The organism is Acinetobacter sp. 1566109 (assembly GCF_000582255.1).
In the GTDB taxonomy this organism is placed as follows: domain Bacteria; phylum Pseudomonadota; class Gammaproteobacteria; order Pseudomonadales; family Moraxellaceae; genus Acinetobacter; species Acinetobacter nosocomialis.
Genome location: NZ_JEYB01000157.1, coordinates 1 through 1,848, shown reverse-complemented (window position 1 = coordinate 1,848; position 1,848 = coordinate 1). Strand labels below are relative to the sequence as shown.

3 protein-coding genes are annotated in these 1,848 nt (G+C 30.9%); all 3 read right to left on the bottom strand.

Features of this window, described 5'->3' with window-relative positions; all coding sequences use genetic code 11:
• Positions 1 to 244 precede the first annotated feature (244 nt).
• Positions 245 to 640: a hypothetical protein gene (locus J582_RS24925; protein ID WP_032048901.1), complete on the bottom strand. Its 396-nt coding sequence runs from the start codon at positions 638 to 640 to the stop codon at positions 245 to 247.
• An 81-nt stretch (positions 641 to 721) separates the two neighbouring features.
• A complete protein-coding gene (locus tag J582_RS27645; RefSeq protein ID WP_200003955.1) occupies positions 722 to 898 on the bottom strand; it encodes an EndoU domain-containing protein in 177 nt (58 codons plus the stop codon).
• A 409-nt stretch (positions 899 to 1,307) separates the two neighbouring features.
• Complete coding sequence (locus J582_RS26610) at positions 1,308 to 1,727, bottom strand: hypothetical protein (RefSeq protein ID WP_227556626.1); 420 nt, start codon at positions 1,725 to 1,727, stop codon at positions 1,308 to 1,310.
• Positions 1,728 to 1,848 lie beyond the last annotated feature (121 nt).

The window sequence follows — 1,848 nt, the reverse complement described above, 5'->3', positions numbered from 1 at the left end:
TTTACCCCAGAAGGTGTAGTAGTAGTAAAACCTTCTTGTGGACGTAAACTAGCTGGCTTATTTTTAAAAGTCTCTGATAGTTCATATTTCAATCTTGCTTCCGACCATCCTTGAGGAAAAAATGTCGAGCCATTAGGTTGACCTCCATCATCCTTACCTATAAAAAAGCCTATCTAAAATTGATAGGCTTTTTAAATTTAATTATTAATAGTTAAAATCACTTTTCATCATAAAATAAAAAAATTTAACACTCAAACTCTACGATATTTGCCTCATTTGGTTCTGTCTTGAGAAATTGACTCCATTCTCTTAAAATTGTGTAGAAACTTTCAAAAATCATGTTTTCTTCACATTCAGTATCATCATACCCCCAATAAATAAGAACATTTTCTTTGGAGATTTCAGCTCCCCATGCATGCCCCCACATATCATAAAAATCTAACGTACCATTATGAATTTTTTCTACCTCAATTAGCCCTTCATCTATCCAATTACTTAAATATGCTAAACCATGACCTTCATCATCATTTAATAAGCTGAAAATTAAACCTTTAAAATTAGTTGGTGCATTCTTATCCACCCCCTCAGGATATAAAACCCCATCTTTCCATCTATCACACCAATATAATTTTACTTTCATATTACTTCCCCATTAAAGGATAAACTGTGGGCTTAGGTTTCAAATAGCTTGTTACTGTTACACCACTAGGTGTTATTACTTTCAACATTTCGTCCCCTTTTTCATTTGTATAAATCTGCTTATTTTTATAAGAGCCTCAACCTCTACTTTAATTCTATCTGCACTCCAACTGTCAGGGAACATTGTTGATGTTTTTGTAAGAGTTTTAGGGTCAGAAACACTAATTTTCGCATTATAAACGCCTTGTTCATTTGGCATACCTCGTTAAACAATATTTACATTACCATCCACAATACTATGCCCACCAGTTAATTTCCCTCTTTCATTAATTTCAACATTCAAAATACGGACATCAAAATCAATAGGTTCAATTACTTCATTAACTTTATTTGCTATTACTGATAACTAAAAAACCCACTTAAAATTAAGTGGGTTTTACTAATATAGTTATTTAACCCTAATCTAGAGGCATCTAGCTATTCTAAAATTGTTTAATAATATTTAATATACCTTAGCTGAATAATTAATATCGCTTCTTAAACCAAGCTGCAAAAATACGTCTTCATTATAAAGTTACCAAATTAACTAAACAAAAACGGTTTCAAGTTCACAAAATAAGATATCAAAATTTCCAACAGAAACAATTACAAACATCAAACTTCAACGATTATTTTTTCCTTACTTCCCGATTTAAGATACTCCCCCACAAATTCAAAATTTTTAGAAATAAATCTGTAGGTATACCACCTCTATAACCTATTTGTATATTAGGCATTATATTAAAAGCAGTTATATCCTTACATACCTCTGCCTTTCTAAAATAGCCATCCACTATATATTGGCATTCATTACTATTATCATCCAATATATTACTTAATTGAATAAGTATACTTTCAACTTTTTTACTTGTATCAACATTACTGATAAAGTATAAATAATCATCATCACCTTCTAAAAAATTTTCAAACCCTCTATTTTCATCCAGATTATCTAATCTAAATAACTGTGGAACAAGAGTTCCTTCATCACCTTCATATTCTTCACGTAAAGTATAAGAAAATTCTAAAATCATTTTAACCTCAATCATTGTAAAGGCCATCCTCGCCATTCACTAATATTACCACTAGGTGGTACAAACTTAACTTTTACCCCAGAAGGTGTAGTAGTAGTAAAACCTTCTTGTGGACGTAAACTAGCTGGCTTATTTT